Raw genomic sequence first — 17,938 nt, 5'->3', positions numbered from 1 at the left:
GGGGTCAGGGCGTGCTGTGGTCGTCGAACAGGCTGAGGGTGGTGATGGCCAGCATTTCCGCTACGTCGTGGCCGACATTGGCCAGGCGATGGGCCTTGCCGGCATTGAAGTGCACTGAGTCGCCCGCGCTTAATGGGTACTGGCGGCCGTCGATGGTGTAGAGAATCTTGCCGGATAACACGTAGGCGAACTCGGCACCTTCATGGGCGATCAGCTCGGATTGGTAGCCGACTGGCATGCTCATTTTTACTGCGTTCAGCTGGTTGCCCGGGAAGCTGCTGGAAAGCCGCTCATAGGCCAGGGGCTGGCCTTCAATGGTGTAGCGCACCCGTTCGCCCTGGTGCGAGTCGGGTTCAGGTTGCGGCGGTTGATCGAACAGAACGTTGAGCGGGATGTCGAGCGACTTGGCGATGCTGGCCAATGAGGAAATCGAGATGCCGGTCAGGTTGCGCTCGGCCTGGGAGAGGAAGCTGGCGGTGAGCCCCGATTCGCTTGCGACTTCATTCAGGGTCTTCTTCGCGGCCCGCCGGTAGCGGCGCAAACGTTCTCCGATGCGATCTGCGGTCATAACCCTGGCTCGTGCTGAAAGAGCGCCAGTATACCGTTCGGCGCCGCGCTTAAAAGTCGTCGGACAATACCTGTGAATTTAAGTAGCGCTAAAATAACCGTTGCGCTCTATTTAAGTCGGACTTAAATTTCACCGAGCCAACTTACAGATCATACAAAGGAGCGCGAGATGACTCTCGGTGTCGGAGGTTGTACGCCGCAACAGGCGCTTGCCGGGCTGCACAACATGATGGATGGCGTGCAACCAATCGCGCTTGGTGAATACCAGGCGCGGGTGAGTCGCGCCCAGGCGCGGATGCAGGCCGAAGGTATTGCCGCGATGTTTATCAACGCCGGCAGCAATCTGCAGTATTTCACCGGCGTGCGCTGGCATCCCAGTGAGCGCATGGTGGGCGCGATTCTCCCGGCCGAGGGGCCGCTGGAATATCTCGCCCCGGCGTTCGAAGTCGGCACCATTCGCGATTTCCAGGTGCTCGCTGGCGCTATCAATACCTGGCAGGAGCATGAAAGCCCCTATCAGTTGCTGCTCGATACGCTGCAGCGGATGGGTATCGCGGCGGATCAAGAGCAGCCCGTGAAAATCGGCCTCTGTCCGACGCTGGCGTTCTTTATGGTCGATGGTATTCGCCGCTTGGCCAGGGGTTACGAGTTTGTCGATGCGGCAGTGGTCAGCGGCTACTGCCGGCAGCGCAAATCAGCGGCCGAGCTGGCCCTGATGCAGCGCGCCAAGGACATGACCCTTGAGGTGCACAAGGCCGTCGCCAGTGTGCTGCACGAAGGCATCAGCACCACGGCGGTCGCCGAGTTTATCCAGCAGGCGCATCGCGCTGTCGGGGCGGCGGGCTCGACGTTCTGCATCGTGCTGTTTGGCCCAGCCAGTGCATTTCCCCATGGTGTCAAACACGCGCAGATCCTCAAGCAGGGCGACATGGTGCTGATCGACACCGGCTGCCAGGTGCACGGCTACCTGTCGGACATCACCCGCAGCTATGTCTTCGGCGAGCCCAGCCAGCGTCAGCGCGACTTCTGGAATATCGAGAAGGCCGCGCAGTTGGCCGCGTTCGAGGCCGCGCAGCTCGGTCAGCCCTGCCAGGCGGTGGATGCTGCGGCGCGGCGTACCCTGGAAGCGGCGGGCCTGGGCCCGGATTACAAATTGCCGGGTCTGCCGCATCGCACCGGGCACGGTATAGGTCTGGATATCCATGAAGGGCCCTATCTGGTGCGTGGCGATCTGACACCGCTGGCCGAAGGCATGTGCTTCAGCAATGAGCCGATGATCTGCGTGCCGGGTGAGTTCGGCGTACGCCTGGAGGATCACTTCTACATGAGCGCCGATGGGCCGCGCTGGTTCACCGCGCCGAGCCATTCGCTGGATGATCCATTCGGGCTGGGATAAGGGCTGTTGCAGTAAATAAAACGGCGGCCATTGGCCGCCGTTTTTTATTTCTGGGGTGGTTACTTGACGCCGACGCCGTAGAAGGAGTTCAGCGCGAACGGGCTGATGCGGAAGTCTTCGACCTTCTTGCTCATTGGTTGGTAGACCGTGGAGTGGGCGATCGGGGTGATCGGCACTTCGCGCTTGAGGATCACCTGAGCCTGTTTGTACAGCTCGGTGCGTTCTGCGGTATCGGTCACGCGCTTGGCGGCTTTCACCAGTTTGTCGTAGTCGGCATGGCACCACTTGGAGAAGTTGTTGCCGTCCACCGCGTCGCAGCCGTACAGGGTGCCCAGCCAGTTGTCCGGGTCTCCGTTGTCGCCGCTCCAGCCGATCAGCATGGCGTCGTGTTCGCCGGCCTTGGCACGCTTGAGGTATTCACCCCATTCGTAGCTGACGATCTTGGCCTTGATGCCGACCTTGGCCCAGTCGCTTTGCAGCATCTCGGCCATCAGCTTGGCGTTGGGGTTGTAGGGGCGTTGCACCGGCATGGCCCACAGGGTGATCTCGGTGCCTTCCTTGATGCCGGCGGCCTTGAGCAGTTCTTTGGCCTTTTCCGGATCATAGGCAGGGTCCTTGATGCTCTCGTCATAGGACCACTGGGTCGGCGGCATGCCGTTGACCGCCAGCTGGCCGGCAGTCTGGTACACCGCGTCGATGATGCCTTGCTTGTTTACCGCCATGTCCAGCGCCTGGCGCACTTCGAGCTTGTCGAACGGCGGGTGGGTGACGTTGTAGGCGATATAGCCGACGTTGAACCCGGCCTGCTCAGGCATGTCCAGGTTCGGGTCTTTTTTCAGTGCATCGAGATCCGCCGGGCGTGGGAACAGGGTGACCTGGCATTCGCCGGCCTTGAGCTTCTGCATGCGCACCGAAGCGTCGGTGTTGATGGCGAAGATCAGGTTGTCGATCTTCACCTCATCCGGCTGCCAGTATTCCTTGTTGCCCTTGAAGCGGATCGAGGCGTCCTTCTGGTAGCGGCTGAAGACGAACGGGCCGGTGCCGATGGGCTTCTGGTTGATGTCGGCGGCCTTGCCAGCCTTGAGCAGGCTATCGGCGTATTCAGCGGACTGGATCGAGGCAAAGCTCATCGCCAGGTTCTGGATAAAGGCGGCGTCGACTTCGTTGAGGCTGAACTTGACGGTCATGTCGTCGAGTTTTTCGATCTTGGCGATGTTCGCGTCCATGCCCATGTCGGTGAAGTAGGGGAACTCCGACGGGTAGGCTTTGCGGAACGGGTGGTCCTTGTCGAGCATGCGCTGGAAGGTGAATAGCACGTCATCAGCGTTGAAATCGCGGCTCGGCTTGAAGTATTCGGTGGTGTGAAATTTCACCTTGGGGCGCAGGTGAAAGGTGTAGCTCAGGCCGTCTTCGCTGATGTCCCACTTCTCGGCGAGGCCCGGGATTACGGCGGTGCCGCCACGCTCGAATTGGCTCAGGCGGTTGAACACGGTTTCCGCAGCGGCATCGAAGTCGGTGCCGGTGGTGTACAGGCCAGGGTCGAACCCGGCGGGGCTGCCTTCGGAGCAGAACACCAGGTTGCCGGCGGCGCTGGCAAGTGGTGTGCTGGCGATCAGCCCAGCGGCGATTAAAGCCTGGATGACGGCGTTCTTACGCATAGTGACCTCATGGTTATTGTGGTTGTGATCCTGAGGGGCCTCTTGTGGAGACCTTGGATGAAGCTATGCAGGGCGTATGCCGTAGGCAAGTGGCATGTCGCAGAGAGAACAGGAATGACGATGCAGCTGTACGTGGTGTCGCATTTCTATAAAAGGACGAGAAAACATGGCAAAGCGCCGCTATCGTCGGATAACGGCGCTGCTTCTGTTTGTAGCAGTTTTTACGGCATCTGCACTTCGATCACGCCATCGGCATTAATGCTCACCTGGCTGGTGCCGGCTTCAATATCCGGGGTGGCTGCTGCATCCATCATCGCCGCGCCTTTCATCGCTTCCATGCGCATGATCGGCGGCTGGAAACCACCGCTGTTCAGGCTCAGGCTGACCAGCTTGTAACCGCTGCCGCCGAGGGCTTCGGTGGCCAGTTGTGCGCGGGCCTTGAAGGCGGCGACAGCATCCTTGAGCAGGGCGTCTTCGTGGGTTTTGCGGGTATCTGATGCAATGCTGAAGTTCATTCCGCCCATTTTCAGGGTTTGCAGCATTTCCCCGGTGAGCTTGGACAGCGCGCTGAAATCGGCGCTTTCCAGACGCAGCTCGGCGCGCTCGCGCCAGGCGGCGATCTTCTGGCCCTTGTCGTCATACACCGGGTAGCTGTTACGGCTGCCGGAGGCGACGCTAACACCTTTGACCTGACGGGCCTGGGCGATGCCGGCGTTGAGGGTTTTGCTGATCTGCGCGGCAAGGGCGGCCGGGTCGCTGTCCTGGGCTTCGCTGTAGAGGGTGACGTGCATCAGGTCGTGGGCTATTTCCTGATTGACCTCGGCGCGCAGCGCGACCTGGTTGTAGCGGGCTTCTTCGGCCATGGCCGTGGCGCTCAACAGGGTGGTGGCGCTCAGCAGCAGGGCGGTGGCGAGGCGGGACAATGGCAGCATGATGATTCCTTTATGTGATGGGCGCATGGGTTATGCGCGGCTTTCCAGAGGGTAGACGTAGCGATCAGACTGAACGGGTTAAATCAGGTTCCAGAATTTTTCTCGGATCATTGATGAGTGCGACACCGGCTGCGGCGCGTTGCCGCAGTTGGCCGTACAGAGGCTTGGTTATACTCCTGCGGCTCGCTAAATGAGCATCTTGGAGATTCTATGCTCGCACCTGTGCAGCTACTGTCGGCGAGCCGGCAAAACCTCTGGCGCCTGACCCTGATCCGCATTCTGGTGCTGGCCGCACAGGCGGGTTCTGTGGGGCTGGCGTACAAGTCTGGCGCGCTGCCGCTGCCCTGGCTGGAACTGAGTGTAACCCTCGGTATTTCCCTGGTGTTGTGCCTGCTCACTGCGCTGCGCCTGCGCGGGCCTTGGCCGGTGACCGAGCAGGAGTACGCGGTACAGCTGGGCTGCGACCTGATCATCCACAGCCTGCTGCTGTATTACTCGGGCGGCTCGACCAACCCCTTCGTCTCTTATTACCTGGTGCCGCTGACCATCGCGGCGGCGACCTTGCCCTGGCTCTACACCATCACTCTGTCCGGTTTGGCACTGGGCGGTTACACCTTTCTGCTGGTCTGGTCGCACCCGCTGGAATTGCCGCAGGGGCCACGGGAAAGCCTGCTGATTTACGGCATGTGGCTGAGCTTTGCTTTGGCCGCCGGCTTGATCACCTTCTTTGTGGCGAAGATGGCCGAAGAGCTGCGCCATCAGGAAGAGCTGCGCGCCGAGCGTCGCGAAGAGGGTTTGCGTGATCAGCAGCTGCTCGCCGTGGCGACCCAGGCAGCTGGTGCGGCGCATGAGTTGGGTACACCGCTGGCGACCATGAGCGTGCTGATCAAGGAGCTGCGCCGCGAGCATCAGGAGCCGACCCTGCAAGAGGATCTGGCGGTGCTGCAGGAGCAGGTCAAGCTGTGTAAGGAAACTCTGCAGCATCTGGTGCGCGCCGCCGAAGCGGATCGTCGTCAGGCGGTGATCGAGCTGTCTTCGGTGGAGTGGCTGGAAACCACCCTCAATCGCTGGCACTTGATGCGCCCCGAGGCCAGTTATCGCTACCAATGCCTGGGCCGTGGCGCGCCGCCGCGCATGATGCCGCCGGCCGATCTGACTCAGGCGCTGCTTAACCTGCTGAACAACGCAGCCGATGCCTGCCCGGACAAGCTGGATATCCGCCTGGACTGGGACCACCAGTGGCTGCGCCTGAGCATTCGCGACTTTGGCGCGGGTGTGCCGCTGGCGATTGCCGAGCAGCTGGGGCGGCCGTTTTTTACCACCAAGGGCAAGGGGTTCGGTCTGGGGTTGTTCCTCAGCCAGGCCAGCGTCACCCGTGCCGGCGGCACGGTTAAACTGTATAACCACGAAGAAGGCGGCACGCTCACCGAGCTGAAGTTGCCGCGCGCCTATGGCCGAGCTTAAGGAAATACCCGAATGAGCGATGAAGTGCTGTTCGAAGGCGAAGAACAACCACACCTGCTGCTGGTTGATGATGATCCGACCTTTACCCGCGTCATGGCCCGCGCCATGAGCCGTCGTGGCCTGCGGGTTTCTACCGCCGGTTCGGCCGAAGAGGGCTTGGCCCTGGCTGAGCAGGATGTGCCGGATTACGCCGTGGTCGACCTGAAGATGGAGGGCGATTCCGGTCTGGTGCTGTTGCCCAAGCTGCTGGAGCTGGACGGCGAAATGCGCGTGGTGATCCTCACCGGTTATTCGAGCATCGCCACGGCGGTAGAGGCAATCAAGCGTGGCGCCTGCAACTACCTGTGCAAGCCGGCCGATGCCGATGATGTGCTGGCGGCGCTGCTAACCCAGCATGCCGATCTGGATACCCTGGTGCCGGAAAATCCGATGTCGGTGGACCGCCTGCAGTGGGAGCACATCCAGCGCGTGCTAAGCGAGCATGAAGGCAATATCTCCGCCACCGCCCGTGCCCTGGGTATGCATCGGCGCACCTTGCAGCGCAAGTTGCAGAAGCGTCCGGTACGCCGCTGAAGAGGCTGCGTGCTTCTGCAGGCGACGGTAGCAAGGCAATGGTTAGCCAGCTAACATAGGTTGTCAGACAACCCCTCTGGTGCTTCCATGCTTGCCGTCGTCCAGCAAACCCTCGCCATCACTGCGCCGGTATTCGCCATGCTGTTTCTCGGCGTGGTGCTCAAGCGCCTGCACTGGATCGACACCGCTTTTATCAACACGGCCTCGAGCCTGGTGTTTCGCGGCACCATGCCGACCCTGCTGTTTCTCGGCATCGTCAAAGCTGATCTGAGCGCGGCGTTGCAGCCAGCGCTGCTACTGTTCTTTGTGCTTGCCACCCTGGTCTGCTTCGCGCTGGCCTGGGGTTGGGCGATCTGGCGCATCCCCCGCGAGGATCGCGGTATTTACACCCAGGGCGCGTTTCGCGGTAACAACGGCATCATCGGCCTGGCGCTGGCCACCAGTCTGTACGGCGATTACGGCCTGTCTTTGGGCGCGGTGCTCGGCGGCGTGGTGATCCTTTGCTACAACGTGCTCTCGGCCATTGTCCTGGCGATCTACAGCCCTGGCGCCAAGACCGGGCCGCTGGCCATCGGCAAGAGCATCCTGGTCAATCCGCTGATCATCGGCGTGCTGCTGGCGATTCCCTTTGCCTACTGGCGGATTCCGTTGCCGGCCTGGCTGATGACCTCCGCTGAATATTTCGCACAGATGACCCTGCCGCTCGCGCTGATCTGCATTGGTGGCACACTCAGCCTGGCCTCGCTACGCCAGAGCAGCGGTACGGCGCTTAGTGCGAGCCTGATGAAAATGGTCTGGCTGCCGTTGCTGGCCACCTACGGCGCCTGGCTGTACGGCTTTCGTGAGGCGGACCTGGCGATCCTTTTCCTGTATTTCGCCAGCCCCACGGCGGCGGCCAGCTTCGTCATGGCCCGCGCGGTGGGCGCCAATCATGAGCTGGCAGCGGCGATCATCGTGATCACCACCCTGGTGGCGGTGATCACCACCAACCTAGGGCTGCTGCTGTTGCAGTGGGGCGGCTGGATTTAGCCAACCCGCACGCATAAAAAAGCCGGGCAATGCCCGGCTTTCTATTGTGTTGCGCTCAGGCCTGCTGGACGTCGTCGATCACTTCCTGCGCTGCGCGAAAGGCGTCGATGGCCGCCGGCACGCCGGCATACACCGCGCAGTGCAGCAGGGTTTCGCGGATTTCCTCTACGCTGCAGCCATTGTTCAGTGCGCCGCGCACGTGGCCCTTGAGCTCCTGCGGGCATTTCAGCGCAGTAAGCGCCGACAGGGTGATCAGGCTGCGGGTCTTGCGATCCAGCCCTTCGCGGGTCCACACGCCGCCCCAGGCGTGTTCGTTAACGAAGTCCTGCAGCGGCTGGGTAAAGTCAGTGGCGTTACCCAGGGCGCGGTCGACGAAGGCATCGCCCATCACTTCGCGGCGGACTTTCAGACCCTGCTCGTGGCTGTCATTCATGGCTAAACCTCCTCGCCACGCTGCTTGTGCCAGGCACGGCCGGCGATGATCACCAGGGTCACGGCGGTCAGCGGTAGGGCGTAGCCGAGCATGGCGTCACCGAATACTTCGGCGAACGGGCGGCCGGTCGACGACAGCACCAGGTAGACCGTGTAGGCCACGTAGTATGCGAGAAACAACAAGCCTTCCCAGCGGTTGATGCGATAACCAGCGAAGAAGATCGGCAAACAGGCCACGGCCACGGCAATCATCACCGGGAAGTCAAAGGCCAGGGCGTTGGCGGCCACGCTGATGGCTTGCGGCGAGACCATCGAGGCCAGGCCCAGTACGCAGAGCAGGTTGAAGATGTTACTGCCGACGATATTGCCCACGGCGATATCGCGTTCGCCCTTGATGGCGGCCATGATCGAGGTGGCCAGCTCCGGCAGCGAGGTGCCGATGGCGACTACGGTCAGGCCGATCACCAGTTCCGAGATGCCCAGTGCGCGGGCCATGGTGACGGCACTCTCGACCAGAAAGTTGGAGCCGCTGACCAGCAGCACCAGGCCGGCAATGATCAGGCCCAGATTGATTACCCAGGCATAGGGTTTGGCCGGCTCATTGAGGCCGAATTCCTTGGCAAACTCGTCATCCTCATTGCTGCTCTTGTCGCGGCGCGAGCTGATGATCAGGAAGCCGGTGTAGGCGAGCACGCCGGCAAACAGCAGGGCGCCGTCGAGGCGGCTGAGGCTGCCGTCCCAGGCCAGGGCATAGACCACCAGGCTGGCGCCGATCATGATCGGCACATCCAGGCGGATCAGCTGGCGCGAGACGATCAGCGGTGCAACCACAGCGGTCAGGCCGAGAATCAGCAGCACGTTGGCGATATTGCTGCCGATCACGTTGCCAATCGCCAGGTCGCCGCTGTTGTTGAAGGCCGCCTGCACGCTGACTGCGGTTTCCGGCGCGCTGGTGCCGAAGGCGACCACGGTCAGGCCGATGATCAGTGGCGGAATGCCGAATTGCGCTGCCAGTTTGGCTGCGCCGCGTACCAGTACTTCAGCGCCAGCCACCAGCAGCACCAGGCCGGCGATCAGGTAAACAAAGGTCATCAGGGTCATTGCAAGGGGCTCCAGAAAAGTGGCGCTAGTTTAATCATCGGCTTGCGTTGCGCCAGAGGCTGATCAGGGCTGTCTAGCGCTTCTTTGTAAACAACTGTGTTCAGTCGGCCAGTTGCTCTACGCGCACCGGCACTACGCCGTCGCGCAGCATATCCAGCTGTTCGGCGGCTTTTTGCGAGAGGTCGATAATGCGCTTCTTGGCGTAAGGGCCGCGGTCATTAATGCGCACCACCACGGTTTTGTCGTTACGCAGGTTGGTCACCTGTACCCGGCTACCAAACGGCAGGCTGCGGTGTGCTGCGGTCAGGGCGTTCTGGTCGAAGCGTTCGCCGCTGGCGGTTTTATTGCCGTGGTGGCGCGCGCCGTAATAGGACGCCTGGCCCTCGGCGCGGTAACCCTGCGGGTCGACCTGGCCCTGGCTGGCGCAGGCGCTGAGCAAGAGACTGGTTAGGGCGATTAACAGAAGGCGCATGGCGGCTCCATGGTCGGGCGGCGGACAAAACAACGCCGGGCTGACCCGGCGTTGTGTGTGACGGCAAGGTTCAAGCTTCGAGCTTTTTCTTCAGCAGTTCGTTCACCTGGCCTGGGTTGGCCTTGCCTTTCGAGGCCTTCATGGCCTGGCCGACGAAGAAGCCGAACATCTTGCCGCGCTTGGCTTCATCAGCGGCGCGGTACTGTTCAACCTGCTCGGCGTTGGCTGCCAGCACTTCGTCGAGCATCGCTTCGATGGCACCGGAGTCGGTGACCTGCTTAAGGCCCTTGTTCTCGATCACTTCATCGGCACTGGCGCCTTCACCAGCGGCCAGGGCTTCGAAGACCATCTTGGCGATCTTGCCGCTGATGGTGTTGTCCTTGATGCGCAGGATCATCCCGCCCAGCTGCTCGGCGGAAACCGGCGACTGCTCGATCTCCAGGTTGTCCTTGTTGAGCAGGCTGGACAGCTCGCCCATCACCCAGTTGGCGGCCAGTTTGGCGTCGCCGCACACGGCATTGACCGCCTCGAAGTAGTTGGCCATCTCGCGGCTGGCGGCGAGCACATCGGCATCATAAGTGGACAGGCCGAACTCACGCTCGAAACGCGCGCGCTTCTCGACTGGTAACTCTGGCAGGCTGGCGCGGATTTCATCGAGGAAGCTTTGCTCGATGACTACCGGCAGCAGGTCCGGGCAGGGAAAGTAACGGTAGTCGTTGGCTTCTTCCTTGCTGCGCATGGAGCGCGTCTGGTCCTTGTTCGGGTCGTACAGGCGGGTTTCCTGCACCACTTTGCCGCCGTCTTCGATCAGCTCGATCTGCCGCTGTACTTCGTGGTTGATGGCTTTTTCGATAAAGCGGAACGAGTTGACGTTCTTGATCTCGGCGCGGGTGCCGAACTCGGCCTGGCCGACCGGGCGTACCGAGACGTTGCAGTCGCAGCGCAGCGAGCCTTCGGCCATATTGCCGTCGCAGATGCCCAGATAACGCACCAAGGCGTGGATAGCCTTGACGTAGGCCACGGCTTCCTTGGCCGAACGGATGTCCGGTTCGGAAACGATTTCCAGCAGCGGGGTGCCGGCACGGTTGAGGTCGATGCCGCTCATGCCATGGAAGTCTTCGTGCAGGCTCTTGCCGGCGTCCTCTTCCAGGTGCGCGCGGGTGATCCCGATGCGCTTCTGCGTGCCGTCTTCCAGGGTGATATCGAGGAAGCCCTTGCCAACGATGGGGTGGTCCATCTGGCTGGTCTGGTAGCCCTTGGGCAGGTCCGGGTAGAAGTAGTTCTTGCGCGCGAAGACGTTGTTTGGCGCGATCTCGGCGTCAATCGCCAGGCCGAATTTACAGGCCATGCGCACCGCTTCGGCATTCAGCACCGGCAGGGTGCCAGGCATGCCGAGGTCAACCAGGCTGGCCTGGGTGTTGGGCTCGGCGCCGAAGGCGATGGCGCTGGCGGAGAAAATCTTCGATTGGGTGCTGAGCTGGGCGTGAATTTCCAGCCCGATTACGGTTTCCCATTGCATATCAGTCGTCCTCAGAATCCAGCCGGAGCTTGGGTGTGCCAGTCAGTAACCTGTTGGTACTGATGGGCGACGTTGAGCAAGCGGCCTTCCTGGAAGTAAGGGGCGAGCAGTTGCACACCGACCGGCAGGCCATCGACGAAGCCGGCAGGCATCGACAGGCCGGGGATGCCGGCCAGGTTGGCGGTGATGGTGTAGATGTCTTCCAGGTAGGCGGCGACCGGATCGTTGTTCTTCTCACCAAGCTTCCAGGCCAGGTTCGGCGTGGTTGGGCCGAGAATCACGTCGACATCGTTGAACGCGGCGACAAAATCATTCTTGATCAGCCGGCGGATCTTCTGCGCCTTGAGGTAGTAAGCGTCGTAGTAACCGGCGGACAGCGCGTAGGTGCCGACCATAATCCGGCGCTTCACTTCCGCGCCGAAGCCTTCGCCGCGCGAACGCTTGTACAGGTCTTCCAGGTTTGCCGGGTTCTCGCAGCGGTAGCCGAAGCGCACGCCGTCGAAGCGCGACAGGTTGGAGCTGGCTTCGGCTGGGGCGATTACGTAGTAGGCGGGAATCGCATGCTGCATATTTGGCAAGCTGATTTCCTTGACGGTTGCGCCGAGCTTTTTCAGCTCTTCGACCGCGGCCATCACCTTCTCGCCGATGCGTGCATCGAGACCGGCGCCGAAGTATTCCTTCGGCAGGCCGATACGCAGACCATTCAGCGGCTGGCTAAGCGCTGCCAGGTAATCGTCCACCGGCTGATCGACGCAGGTACTGTCCTTGCTGTCGAATCCGGCCATGGCTTGCAGCATCAATGCGCAGTCTTCAGCCGTGCGGGCCAGTGGACCGCCCTGGTCGAGGCTGGAGGCATAGGCAATCATGCCCCAGCGCGACACACGGCCGTAGGTCGGCTTGATCCCGGTGAGGTTGGTCAGCGCCGCCGGCTGGCGGATTGAGCCGCCGGTGTCGGTGCCGGTAGCGGCAGGCAGCAGGCGTGCGGCGACAGCGGCAGCCGAGCCGCCGGAAGAGCCGCCCGGTACGCGGGTCAGGTCCCAGGGGTTTTTCACCGCGCCGTAGTGGCTGGATTCGTTGGCAGAGCCCATGGCGAATTCGTCCATGTTCAGCTTGCCCAGGGTCACGGCACCTGCGCTGGCGAGCTTGTCGACCACGGTGGCGTTATACGGGGCTTTGAAACCGGTAAGGATCTTCGAGCCGCAGCTGGTCAACACGTCCTGAGTACAGAACAGGTCCTTGTGGCCAATCGGTGCGCCGAGCAGGGCGCCGTTCTCACCCGCCGCGCGGCGCGCGTCGGCTGCTTTGGCCTGGCTCAGGGCCAGGTCTTCGGTGACGGTGATAAAGCTGTTGAGCTGCGGGTTGAGTTGGGCGATGCGCGCCAACAGGTTGCGGGTCAGTTCTTCAGCGGAAAACTGCTTGTCGGCGAGTCCGCGGGCGATCTCGGCCAGGGTAAATTGATGCATGGCTAGGCTTTTTCCCTTACTCGATGACTTTCGGAACCAGGTACAGGCCGTTTTCCACGGCCGGGGCGATGGCTTGATAGGCCTCGCGCTGGTTGCGTTCGGTGACCTGGTCGGCGCGCAGGCGCTGAGTGGCTTCCAGCGGGTGAGCCAGCGGCTCGATGCCGTCAGTATTGACCGCCTGCATCTGATCAATCAGGCCGAGAATGTTATTAAGGGTCTCGGTGGTAGCCGGGATATCGGCTTCATTCAGGCCCAGTCGGGCCAGATGAGCGATTTTCTCCACGTCGGAGCGTTCAAGCGCCATCAGGTTTCTCCCTATATAAAGCAGCGCAGTCGCTGGCCGCCTTTGGAAATGTGAACGAGTCGCCATGCACGGGTGCGCAGGGAACAGATAGTGACAGGTGGCGGTCAAAGGCCGCGATGATGGGCCTTAAAGCCCGGAAAAACCGGCAATCTAACATATTGGTGCCTTGCTCAAAATCCCTGCCGTTGTTAGAGTTTGCCGCACTTTTTAGCAGCGCCTTTACCGCGCTTCGCCTTTACCCACGCGTTGCCTAGGGTCCCTATCCCATGTTCAAAAAACTGCGTGGCATGTTTTCCAGCGATCTGTCGATTGACCTGGGCACTGCCAATACCCTGATTTATGTTCGCGAACGCGGCATTGTGCTGAACGAGCCGTCCGTGGTCGCCATCCGTACCCACGGCAACCAGAAGAGCGTGGTGGCGGTCGGAACCGAAGCCAAACGCATGCTCGGCCGTACCCCCGGCAACATTGCCGCCATCCGCCCGATGAAAGACGGTGTGATCGCCGACTTCAGCGTCTGTGAAAAGATGCTGCAGTACTTCATCAACAAAGTGCACGAAAACAGCTTTCTGCAGCCTTCGCCACGTGTGCTGATCTGCGTGCCGTGCAAATCCACCCAGGTGGAGCGCCGCGCCATCCGTGAATCGGCTCTCGGTGCCGGTGCTCGTGAAGTGTTCCTGATCGAGGAGCCAATGGCTGCTGCCATCGGCGCGGGCCTACCGGTTGAAGAAGCCCGCGGTTCGATGGTGGTCGACATCGGTGGTGGTACCACTGAAATCGCCCTGATCTCGTTGAACGGTGTGGTTTACGCCGAATCCGTGCGCGTTGGCGGCGACCGTTTCGACGAAGCGATCATCACCTACGTGCGCCGCAACTACGGCTCGCTGATCGGTGAATCCACCGCTGAGCGAATCAAGCAGGAAATCGGCACCGCATACGCCGGTGGCGAACTGCGTGAAGTCGACGTACGTGGCCGCAATCTGGCCGAAGGCGTACCGCGTAGCTTCACCCTGAACTCCAACGAAGTGCTCGAAGCGCTGCAGGAATCCCTGGCGACCATCGTCCAGGCGGTGAAGAGCGCGCTGGAGCAATCGCCGCCAGAACTGGCTTCCGACATTGCCGAGCGTGGCCTGGTGCTCACCGGTGGTGGCGCCCTGCTGCGTGATCTGGACAAACTGCTGTCGCAGGAAACCGGCCTGCCGGTTATCGTCGCTGAAGACCCGCTGACCTGCGTTGCGCGCGGTGGCGGCAAGGCTCTGGAAATGATGGATCGCCACACCATGGACTTGCTGTCCTCGGAATAAGCGCGACCGCTCCAAGTCTTGAGCTGCAAGCCGGGTTCTACCCGCTTGCAGCTTTTGTTTTGCTGCCTGACGCTGTGAGGAGCTGCCGATCAAACCGCTATTTGCCAAAGGTCCTTCGCTGGGTGTGCGCCTGCTGGTGTTCACCGTGCTGTCGGCTGCGCTGATGGTGGTCGACGCACGCTTCACCCTGCTGCAGCCGCTGCGCGCGCAGCTGGGCCTGATCGTCGAACCGGTCTACTGGGTCGGTCGTCTGCCGGTACGCTTATGGGAGAGCGCGACCCAGGAACTGAGCACGCGCAATGAGCTGACCGCTGAAAACGAAAAGCTCAAGGCTGAACAGCTGATGATGCAGCGCCGCCTGCAGAAGCTTGCCGCGCTCACCGAGCAGAACGTGCGCCTGCGCGAGCTGCTCAACTCGGCCGCGCTGGTTGATGACGACGTACTGGCCACCGAGCTGATCGGTATCGATCCGAACCCCTTTACCCACCGCATCCTGATCGACAAGGGTGAGAAGGATGGCGTGTTCCTCGGTCAGCCGGTGCTGGATGCCCGTGGCCTGATGGGCCAGGTGGTCGAGGTCATGCCCTACACCTCGCGGGTACTGTTGCTGACGGACACCACCCACAGCATCCCGGTGCAGGTCAATCGCAACGGCCTGCGCGCCATCGCCAGCGGCACCGGCAACCCGGAGCGTCTGGAGCTGCGCCATGTCGCCGATACAGCGGATATCAAGGAAGGCGATCTGCTGGTCAGCTCTGGCCTTGGCCAGCGCTTCCCGGCCGGTTATCCGGTGGCCATGGTTTCCGAAGTGATCCACGACTCCGGTCAGCCCTTTGCGATTGTCCGTGCGGTGCCCACGGCTACGCTGAACCGCAGCCGCTATATGCTGCTGGTATTTACCGACCCGCGTACCCCTGAGCAGCGCGCCACCGAGTCGGCACAGGCGCAGGAAGCCCTGGATCGTGAAATTCTGCAGCAGGCGCAACCCGCAGCCGACGCACCAGCAGCGCCCGCCAATCCGCCGGAGGCAGCGCAATAATGGCCGCACGATCAAGCAATATCTGGGTGGTCTGGCTTACGTTCGCTCTGGCGCTGTTGCTTAGCGTATCGAGCATGCCCAAATTTATGGAGCTGGGTCGGCCGCTGTGGCTGGCGCTGTTTCTGACTTACTGGGTGCTGGCCTTGCCGCATCGCGTGGGCATGACCACGGCCTGGGCCATCGGTTTGTTGGCCGATGTGCTGAATGGCAGTTTGCTCGGCCAGAATGCGCTGATCCTGACCCTGATCACTTTCCTGGTGCTGACCCTGCATCAGCGCTTGCGCATGTTCCCCATGTGGCAGCAGAGCACCGTGCTGCTGGTGGTGTTCGGCTTGGCGCAGCTGGTGCAGCTGTGGCTGAACGCCCTGACCGGCAGTCGCCCGCCGACTCTGACCTTTGTCTTGCCGGCGCTGGTCAGCGCCTTGCTCTGGCCCTGGGTCTGCACCCTGCTGCGCGGGTTGCATCAGCGTTTGGGCGTCAATTAAGCAAGGCCGCTGGGCCTTGCGTTTATCCGACAGGGAGAAGTCAGCATGGCCACCCTTTATCTCGCCTCCGGATCGCCGCGTCGCCGCGAACTGCTGACGCAAATTGCTGTGCCCTTCCTCACGCAAATCGCCCCCATCGATGAAAATGCATTGCCAGGTGAGTCGCCAATCGCCTATGTAGAGCGTCTGGCTCGTGGTAAGGCGCAGGCTGGGCTGGCGGCATTGGCCGATACTGCGGATGCCGTGGTGCTCGGCGCCGATACCGCCGTGGTGCTTGATGGGCGAATTCTTGGTAAGCCTGCCGACCGTGACGATGCGCTGGCGACCCTGAATGCTCTGTCCGGGCGCACCCATCAGGTGCTGACGGCGGTGGCGCTGGCCAGCCGCGAACGGCTGGAGTCGCGGGTGGTCACAAGCCAGGTCACCTTCCGTGCATTGAATCAGGCGGAAATCGAGGCTTACTGGGCCAGCGGCGAGCCGCAGGACAAGGCCGGGTGTTACGGTATTCAGGGCCTGGCGGCAGTATTTGTCAGCCAGTTGCAAGGCAGTTATTCGGCGGTGGTGGGTTTGCCGCTGTGTGAAACTGCCGCGTTGCTCGCAGAATTTGCTATTCCGTGCTGGCAGTCGCTGCCAGATCACAGTCAATAGGTTGCGGGTCGCGGGTGAGTGACCGCCATTATCGGCGCAGTCCCTGGGCTTTCAGCTTTATCTCAGAAGAGATGAGCGCATGAGTGAAGAGATCCTGATCAACATCACGCCGATGGAATCGCGCGTGGCGGTGGTGGAAAACGGCGTACTGCAAGAAGTGCACGTCGAGCGCACGCAAAAGCGTGGCATCGTCGGCAATATCTACAAGGGCAAAGTGGTGCGCGTGCTGCCGGGCATGCAGGCGGCCTTTATCGATATTGGCCTGGAACGTGCGGCGTTTATTCATGCGGCGGAAATCTCCAGCCGTGAAGGCCCAGCTGTGGAAAGCATCAGCGCCCTGGTGCACGAAGGCCAGAGTCTGGTGGTGCAGGTCACCAAGGACCCGATTGGCAGCAAGGGCGCGCGGCTGACCACTCAGTTGTCGATTCCTTCGCGCTACCTGGTGTATATGCCGCGCACCGCTCACGTCGGCATCTCGCTGAAGATCGAAGACGAAGCCGAGCGTGAGCGTTTGAAGCAGGTGGTGGCCGATTGCGTGGCCGCCGAAGGCATCGAGGAAACCGGCGGTTTTATCCTGCGCACGGCGGCTGACGGTGCCGGTGCCGATGAAATCCTCGCTGACATCCGTTACCTGCGCCGCCTGTGGGAGCAGATCGCCACGCAGATGAAGGTCGGCCCGACGCCGCTGGTGATCTACGAGGATCTGTCCCTGGCGCTGCGCACCCTGCGCGACCTGGTCAACCCGAAGATCGAGAAAATCCGCGTTGACTCGCGCGAGACCTTCGGCAAGATCACCCAGTTCGTCGATGAGCTGATGCCGGAAATCGCCGACCGCCTGGAGCATTACCCTGGTGAGCGGCCGATCTTCGATCTGTATGGCGTCGAGGATGAAATCCAGAAAGCGCTGGAGCGCAAGGTGCCGCTCAAGTCCGGCGGTTACCTGATCATCGACCCGGCCGAGGCGATGAGCACCATCGATGTGAACACCGGCGCCTTTGTCGGCCACCGCACGCTGGAAGAGACCATCTTCAAGACCAACCTGGAAGCCGCTACGGCGATTGCCCGCCAGCTGCGCCTGCGCAATATCGGCGGAATCATCATCATCGACTTTATCGACATGGAAGATGAGGAGCACCAGCGCCAGGTGCTGCGTACCTTGGAGAAGCAGCTGGAGCGCGACCACGCCAAGACCAATATCATCGGCATCACCGAGCTGGGCCTGGTGCAGATGACCCGCAAGCGCACCCGCGAAAGCCTTGAGCAGGTGCTGTGTGAGCCGTGCAGCTGCTGTCAGGGGCGCGGCAAACTGAAGACGGCGGAAACCACCTGCTACGAAATCTTCCGCGAAATTCTGCGTGAGGCGCGGGCCTATCAACCGGAAGGTTATCGCGTGCTGGCTAATCAGAAAGTCGTCGACCGCCTGCTTGATGAAGAGTCGGGCAACGTCGCCGATCTCGAAGCCTTTATCGGCCGCACCATCAAGTTCCAGGTCGAGACCATGTATTCCCAGGAGCAGTACGATGTGGTGCTGCTCTGATATGCGCGTTTACCG

18 protein-coding genes are annotated in these 17,938 nt (G+C 61.6%); 9 read left to right on the top strand and 9 right to left on the bottom strand.

All coding sequences use genetic code 11. The features are described 5' to 3' along the window. Positions 1-4: 4 nt before the first annotated feature. Entirely contained in the window at positions 5-568 is a 564-nt protein-coding gene (locus P3C18_RS10990; protein WP_275961901.1) for a cupin domain-containing protein, read from the bottom strand. Positions 569-736: 168 nt separating this feature from the next. Between P3C18_RS10990 and P3C18_RS10985 the strand changes: the two genes are divergently transcribed. After that, the gene (locus P3C18_RS10985; RefSeq protein ID WP_275961900.1) at positions 737-1,963 is read left to right on the top strand and encodes a Xaa-Pro peptidase family protein; all 1,227 of its coding nucleotides are present in this window, start codon (positions 737-739) and stop codon (positions 1,961-1,963) included. 59 nt (positions 1,964-2,022) lie between these two features. Here the strand turns inward: P3C18_RS10985 and P3C18_RS10980 are convergent, their stop codons facing one another. Both P3C18_RS10980 and P3C18_RS10975 read right to left on the bottom strand, forming a co-directional pair. Continuing rightward, on the bottom strand, positions 2,023-3,621 hold the full coding sequence (locus P3C18_RS10980) for an ABC transporter substrate-binding protein (protein ID WP_275961899.1): 1,599 nt from the start codon (positions 3,619-3,621) through the stop codon (positions 2,023-2,025). 221 nt (positions 3,622-3,842) lie between these two features. Then, a complete protein-coding gene (locus P3C18_RS10975) occupies positions 3,843-4,553 on the bottom strand; it encodes an SIMPL domain-containing protein (RefSeq protein ID WP_275961898.1) in 711 nt (236 codons plus the stop codon). A 210-nt stretch (positions 4,554-4,763) separates the two neighbouring features. Here P3C18_RS10975 and P3C18_RS10970 point away from each other — a divergent pair, with 210 nt between their 5' ends. From P3C18_RS10970 to P3C18_RS10960, 3 genes are all read left to right on the top strand, one after another. Then, on the top strand, positions 4,764-6,017 hold the full coding sequence (locus tag P3C18_RS10970) for an ATP-binding protein (protein ID WP_275961897.1): 1,254 nt from the start codon (positions 4,764-4,766) through the stop codon (positions 6,015-6,017). A 12-nt stretch (positions 6,018-6,029) separates the two neighbouring features. Continuing rightward, on the top strand, positions 6,030-6,590 hold the full coding sequence (locus P3C18_RS10965; protein ID WP_275961896.1) for a response regulator transcription factor: 561 nt from the start codon (positions 6,030-6,032) through the stop codon (positions 6,588-6,590). Positions 6,591-6,677: 87 nt separating this feature from the next. Beyond that, complete coding sequence (locus P3C18_RS10960) at positions 6,678-7,619, top strand: AEC family transporter (protein ID WP_275961895.1); 942 nt, start codon at positions 6,678-6,680, stop codon at positions 7,617-7,619. A 55-nt stretch (positions 7,620-7,674) separates the two neighbouring features. On the opposite strand, the gene pcaC is transcribed toward P3C18_RS10960, so the two are convergent. From pcaC to gatC, 6 genes are all read right to left on the bottom strand, one after another. Further along, entirely contained in the window at positions 7,675-8,052 is a 378-nt protein-coding gene (pcaC, locus tag P3C18_RS10955) for a 4-carboxymuconolactone decarboxylase (protein ID WP_275961894.1), read from the bottom strand. 2 nt (positions 8,053-8,054) lie between these two features. Beyond that, on the bottom strand, positions 8,055-9,152 hold the full coding sequence (locus tag P3C18_RS10950) for a calcium/sodium antiporter (RefSeq protein WP_275961893.1): 1,098 nt from the start codon (positions 9,150-9,152) through the stop codon (positions 8,055-8,057). Between the two features lie 100 nt (positions 9,153-9,252). Continuing rightward, positions 9,253-9,624, bottom strand: a complete 372-nt coding sequence (locus P3C18_RS10945) for a septal ring lytic transglycosylase RlpA family protein (RefSeq protein ID WP_275961892.1) — start codon at positions 9,622-9,624, stop codon at positions 9,253-9,255. A gap of 70 nt (positions 9,625-9,694) precedes the next feature. Beyond that, on the bottom strand, positions 9,695-11,143 hold the full coding sequence (gene gatB, locus P3C18_RS10940; RefSeq protein ID WP_275961891.1) for an Asp-tRNA(Asn)/Glu-tRNA(Gln) amidotransferase subunit GatB: 1,449 nt from the start codon (positions 11,141-11,143) through the stop codon (positions 9,695-9,697). An 11-nt stretch (positions 11,144-11,154) separates the two neighbouring features. Then, positions 11,155-12,606, bottom strand: coding sequence for an Asp-tRNA(Asn)/Glu-tRNA(Gln) amidotransferase subunit GatA (gene gatA, locus P3C18_RS10935; protein ID WP_275961890.1), 1,452 nt, complete (start codon positions 12,604-12,606; stop codon positions 11,155-11,157). A gap of 16 nt (positions 12,607-12,622) precedes the next feature. Beyond that, positions 12,623-12,910 carry an Asp-tRNA(Asn)/Glu-tRNA(Gln) amidotransferase subunit GatC gene (gatC, locus tag P3C18_RS10930; RefSeq protein ID WP_275961889.1) on the bottom strand — a complete coding sequence of 96 codons (288 nt, stop codon included), beginning with the start codon at positions 12,908-12,910 and terminating at the stop codon, positions 12,623-12,625. A 266-nt stretch (positions 12,911-13,176) separates the two neighbouring features. Here gatC and mreB point away from each other — a divergent pair, with 266 nt between their 5' ends. The 5 genes from mreB (at position 13,177) to rng (ending at position 17,923) form a co-directional block, all read left to right on the top strand. Then, entirely contained in the window at positions 13,177-14,214 is a 1,038-nt protein-coding gene (gene mreB, locus P3C18_RS10925; protein ID WP_090255536.1) for a rod shape-determining protein MreB, read from the top strand. 88 nt (positions 14,215-14,302) lie between these two features. Next, positions 14,303-15,253, top strand: a complete 951-nt coding sequence (gene mreC, locus P3C18_RS10920) for a rod shape-determining protein MreC (protein ID WP_275962048.1) — start codon at positions 14,303-14,305, stop codon at positions 15,251-15,253. Then, positions 15,253-15,738 (top strand): rod shape-determining protein MreD, encoded by a 486-nt coding sequence (gene mreD / locus P3C18_RS10915; protein ID WP_275961888.1) that lies wholly within the window; start codon positions 15,253-15,255, stop codon positions 15,736-15,738. The genes mreC and mreD overlap by 1 nt, the downstream gene beginning before the upstream one ends. A gap of 45 nt (positions 15,739-15,783) precedes the next feature. Further along, positions 15,784-16,386: a Maf family protein gene (locus tag P3C18_RS10910; RefSeq protein WP_275961887.1), complete on the top strand. Its 603-nt coding sequence runs from the start codon at positions 15,784-15,786 to the stop codon at positions 16,384-16,386. 79 nt (positions 16,387-16,465) lie between these two features. Next, positions 16,466-17,923 carry a ribonuclease G gene (rng, locus tag P3C18_RS10905; RefSeq protein ID WP_275961886.1) on the top strand — a complete coding sequence of 486 codons (1,458 nt, stop codon included), beginning with the start codon at positions 16,466-16,468 and terminating at the stop codon, positions 17,921-17,923. Positions 17,924-17,938 lie beyond the last annotated feature (15 nt).

Origin of the sequence: Pseudomonas sp. 1928-m (assembly GCF_029269135.1) — a bacterium.
In the GTDB taxonomy this organism is placed as follows: domain Bacteria; phylum Pseudomonadota; class Gammaproteobacteria; order Pseudomonadales; family Pseudomonadaceae; genus Aquipseudomonas.
This window is presented reverse-complemented; position numbering and strand designations above follow the sequence as displayed.